The organism is Deinococcus rhizophilus (genome assembly GCF_030271215.1).
In the GTDB taxonomy this organism is placed as follows: Bacteria; Deinococcota; Deinococci; order Deinococcales; family Deinococcaceae; genus Deinococcus; species Deinococcus rhizophilus.
The window spans coordinates 1-4,372 of record NZ_JASNGB010000218.1; the positions used below are offsets into that span (position 1 = coordinate 1).

The 4,372-nt window shown below is 73.1% G+C and carries 4 protein-coding genes and 1 pseudogene; 4 read left to right on the top strand and 1 reads right to left on the bottom strand.

Annotated features, from left to right (window positions below; all coding sequences use genetic code 11):
• From scpB to QOL99_RS15345, 3 genes are all read left to right on the top strand, one after another.
• On the top strand, positions 1-529 hold a 529-nt coding region (scpB, locus tag QOL99_RS15335; RefSeq protein ID WP_285525099.1), incomplete at its 5' end, for an SMC-Scp complex subunit ScpB.
• A gap of 13 nt (positions 530-542) precedes the next feature.
• Positions 543-2,003 (top strand): Asp-tRNA(Asn)/Glu-tRNA(Gln) amidotransferase subunit GatA, encoded by a 1,461-nt coding sequence (gene gatA / locus QOL99_RS15340; RefSeq protein ID WP_285525101.1) that lies wholly within the window; start codon positions 543-545, stop codon positions 2,001-2,003.
• Positions 1,993-3,123: a S41 family peptidase gene (locus QOL99_RS15345; protein ID WP_285525103.1), complete on the top strand. Its 1,131-nt coding sequence runs from the start codon at positions 1,993-1,995 to the stop codon at positions 3,121-3,123. Before gatA ends, QOL99_RS15345 begins: the two co-directional genes overlap by 11 nt.
• 4 nt (positions 3,124-3,127) lie before the next feature.
• Here the strand turns inward: QOL99_RS15345 and truB are convergent, their stop codons facing one another.
• Positions 3,128-4,060 (bottom strand): tRNA pseudouridine(55) synthase TruB, encoded by a 933-nt coding sequence (gene truB / locus QOL99_RS15350; RefSeq protein WP_285525105.1) that lies wholly within the window; start codon positions 4,058-4,060, stop codon positions 3,128-3,130.
• An 89-nt stretch (positions 4,061-4,149) separates the two neighbouring features.
• On the opposite strand from truB, the pseudogene QOL99_RS15355 reads away from it, so the two are divergent.
• Positions 4,150-4,372, top strand: a pseudogene (locus QOL99_RS15355) (hypothetical protein); the annotation flags it as partial.

A 4,372-nucleotide genomic window follows, 5' to 3' on the forward strand; every position in this document is an offset into this window, starting at 1 on the left:
GACGCCCACCCCCGAACAACTCGTCGGTGCGGCCCTCCTCGCCGCCGGGCGCCCGGTGACCCGCCGCGAGGTGGCCGAGTTGCTGGGTCTGCCCGAGGAAGCCGCCGCCCGGACGCTGGACGCCTTCGCCACCCGGCTGCGCGACTCGGGCCTGGGATTCGAGGTCGAGGCGGTCGCGGGCGGGCACCGCCTGGTCGTCCCCCCGGCCCTGTCCGCGCACCTCGCGCCGCTGCTGGCCCCGCCGCCGCTGCCTGCGCTGAGTGCTGCCGCGCTGGAGGTCCTGGCGATCATCGCCTACCGCCAGCCGGTCACCCGCGCCGAGATCGAGGCGATGCGGGGTGCCAGCGCGGGCACCGTCGTGACCCTCCAGGAGCGCGAACTTGTCAAGGTGGTGGGCCGCTCGGACGCGGTGGGTCAGCCCCTGCTGTACGGCACCACCGAGCGTTTCCTGATGGACTTCGGCCTGACCGGGCTGGACGAGTTGCCGCCGCTGGAGGGCGCCGAGTTCGCGGGGCTGCTGCGCGGCTGATAGCTTCTGTCCCATGTCCGCCCACCTCTCCCCGGCCACCGACCTCGCCCGCGCCGTCCAGTCCGGGGACGTGACCCCGCAGGCCCTGCTGGCGGAGGCCCGCGCCCGGACCGAAGCGGCCCGCGCTCTCAACGCGGTCGTCAGCCTGAACGCGGGGGCAGATCAGGCGGCGGCGCGGGTAGCGGAGCGGCTGGCAGCTGGGGAGACCCTGCCGCTCGCGGGCGTGCCGCTGGTCCTCAAGGACAACATCAACGCGCGGGGCACGCCGACGACCTGCGGCAGCCGCATCCTGGCAAACTACGTCTCGCCCTACGACGCGGCGGTCGTGGAGCGGCTGACGGCGGCGGGGGCCGTGATCGTCGGCAAGGCGAACATGGACGAGTTCGCGATGGGGTCGAGCACCGAGACGAGTGCCTATGGCCCGACCCTCAACCCCTGGGACCCGGAAAGGGTGCCCGGCGGCAGCAGCGGCGGGAGCGCAGCGGCGGTGGCAGCGGGGCTGGTTCCGGTCAGCCTGGGGAGCGACACGGGCGGCTCGGTGCGGCAGCCCGCCGCGCTGACGGGCGTGTATGGTCTCAAGCCCACCTACGGGCGGGTCAGCCGCTCCGGGCTGGTGGCCTACGCGAGCAGCCTCGACCAGATCGGCCCCTTCGCGCGGTCGGCGGCTGACCTCGCGCTTCTGATGAACGTCCTGGCTGGGCACGACCCCCGCGACGCGACCAGCCTGGACGCGCCCCCCGCCTTCCGCGTGGGCACCCCGGACGAGTTGCGCGGCCTGCGGGTCGGCGTGATCCGCGAGAGTCTGGAGGGCAATACGCCGGGGGTGGAGGCGGCGCTGGACGCCATGCTGGGCGCCCTGCGCGGGGCCGGGGCGGAGGTCCGTGAGGTCGGCCTGCCCCACCTTCGGCACGCCATCGCCACCTATTACCTGATCGCCATGCCGGAGGCGAGCAGCAACCTCGCCCGCTACGACGGCATGGTCTACGGCGAGCGCGTCCCAGCCGGGGACGTGACCGGCAGCATGACGGCGACCCGCGAGCGCGGCTTCGGGGACGAGGTCAAGCGGCGCATATTGATCGGCACCTACGCCCTGTCGAGCGGCTACTACGACGCCCACTACAGCAAGGCGATGCGCGTGCGCCGCCTGATCGCCGACGACTTCGCGCGGGCGTTCGGCGACTTCGACCTGCTCGTCTCACCGACCAGCCCTTTTCCGGCCTTCCGGCTGGGCGAGAAGACCCAGGATGCCCTCAGCATGTATGCCGCCGACGTGGACACGGTGGCGGTCAACCTCGCCGGTCTGCCCGCCCTGAGCGTCCCCGCCGGGTTCGAGACGGTGGACGGCGTGCGCCTGCCCGTCGGCGTCCAGTTCATCGCCCCCGCGCTGGCCGACGAGCGGCTGACCGCGCTGGCGGGAGCCTTGGAGGGGGTGGGGGCGGTGTGGGTGGAGGGGGCGCCGGGCTATGCCAGTTGACCCCGTCACCTATCTGGAAGAGGCCCTGGACCTCATTGAGCAGGAAGCATTCAACGCGTCGGGGGTGGATTGGACGCGGGTGAGGGCAGAGTGCCGTGACCTGGCTGCGTCGGCACAGACGCCTGCCGACACCTACCCGGCCCTGCGGCACGCGCTGAGCGCCCTGAACGACCATCACAGCCATCTGCGCCTGCCCGACGCGGGCACCACCCACCGGGGGCTGCTGGGGGTGTACTACACGCGCGGGACCGTGGCCTTCGTCTTTCCGGGAAGCCCGGCAGCCCTGGCGGACGTTCGGCCCGGCGACCGGGTGCGGCGTGTGCAGGGGAAGTCGGTGGGTGGCGCGGTCAATGACGGCCTCCCGCCCGACTCCGTGGTCACCCTGGAGGTCGAGCGGGCTGGTGAGAGGCGCGTCCTGACGCTTACGCGGGCAGAGGTGCCCGTCGTGCCTCCAGAACCACAGGGTCACCTGGCCGCGCCGGGCGTGGGCGTAGTGACCCTGCCCGACTGTGATCTGAGCGGCCTGCTGGCAGACGGCACCCCCTACGAGGAGTGGGTGCGTGCGCTGCTGCGGGACCTCGCCGCGCAGGGAGCGGCCTGCTGGGTGGTGGACCTGCGGCGCAATCTCGGGGGCAACATGTGGCCCATGCTGGCCGGAATCGGACCACTCGCGGGCGAGGGAGAACTTGGGGCCTTTGTGGGAGCGGAGGAGCGGTGGGCCTGGCGCTATGAGAGGGGCGCGGCCCTGCTGGGCGAGAAGGTGATGCGGCGTGTGGGGGGTCCCGCGCCGGACACCCTGCCGGACCATGCGCCGGTCGCGGTCTTGACGTCGCCCCTCACGGCGAGCAGCGGCGAGATTGTGACCCTCTCGTTCGTGGGGCGCAGCGGTACACGCCTGTTCGGGGAGGCCACGCGCGGCCTGACCACCTCCAACAGCCTGTACGAACTCCCCGACGGCGCGGCCCTGCTCCTGACCACCGCCCGAGACGCCGACCGCACCGGGCGGGTCTACAGCGGCCCCATTCAACCGGACGTAGTGATTCTGACCGAGTGGGACGAGTTTCAAACGCCGCAGGACCCTGTGCTCAACGCTGCTCTGGCGTGGTTGGCCGACTGCTAACCCCTCATGCCCACGCCCGCACCACCCGCAACTGCTCGCCGTCGCCGTCCACCACGGCCACCAGTGCCCCCCCCAGGGTGACGACGTGCCGCCCCGGTGCGGGGTGCGCCGGGCGCTTGCCCTGCCGCAGCTCGCGGGCGAGGCGCTCGTCGGCCTCGATCCGGGGGAAGTCCAGCACGGCGAGGTCGGACAAACCTTCCGCGTCGGCCAGCCCGTCCAGGTCCACCGCCTCCGCGAGGTCGTAGCGGCCCACCCGCGTCCTGACCAGCCCGGCGAGGTGGGCGGGCACCCCCAGCGCCGCCCCCACGTCCCGCGCCAGCGAGCGCAGGTAGGTGCCGCTGCCCACCCGGGCGCGGACCAGCAGGGTGGGAAAGTCGCCCAGCGCGGGCGGGAGCGTGAAGGTCCGGCCTGCCGGGTCGGGGGTCCATCCCTCCACGCCACGCGAGAAGGTCCGGGGGGTGTCGTTCACGGAGGGAGAGATTCCGAGCAACTCCAGCGCCTGAATCTCCACCGGACGCGCCTTCAGCTCCAGTTCGCCCCCGGCCCGCGCCACCGCGTAGGCCCGCACGCCGCCCACCTGAATGGCGGAGTATTGCGGCGGCACCTGAAGCTGCGGCCCCAGGAATCCGGTCAGCACCTCGCGCACGCGGGCCCCGTCGGGCGGAGTGATCTCCACGACCTCCCCGAGCGGTCCCTCGGCGTCCAGGGTCGGCGTCCCCGCCCCCAGGCTGATCCAGGCGAGGTAGTCCTTGGAATCACTCTCCATGAACTGCACCAGCTTGGTGGAGTCGTCCACGCACAGCACCAGCACGCCGGTCGCCAGCGGGTCGAGCGTCCCGGTGTGGCCCACCCGCCGGGTGCTCCGGGCGCGGCGAGCGCGGCCGACCACGTCGTGGGAGGTCAGGCCGAGCGGTTTGTCCACGGCGATCACGGGCATGCCTGCGACGCTATCAGCCGCCCGCGGGCCGCCGCCACCCGCCCCGCGTCCCGGCCGCCCCCGCTGGCCTCTGCCTCATACTGCGGGACGTGTTGCGTGCTGCGCTGTGGCTGACCTCGCTGGTGTTCGTGCCGGTGGGCCTGTTTCTGTATTTCCTTCCGCCGGAGGTCGCCGCGCTGCTGACCGTCTCCCCGCTGTGGCTGGCCCGCGTGGGCGGCGGGCTGGTGCTGGCCTGGGGTCTGCTGCTCCTCGCCGCGAGCCGTCGCCCGGACGCCCTGGGAGCGGGGGCGCTGGCGGGCGGGAACCTGCTGC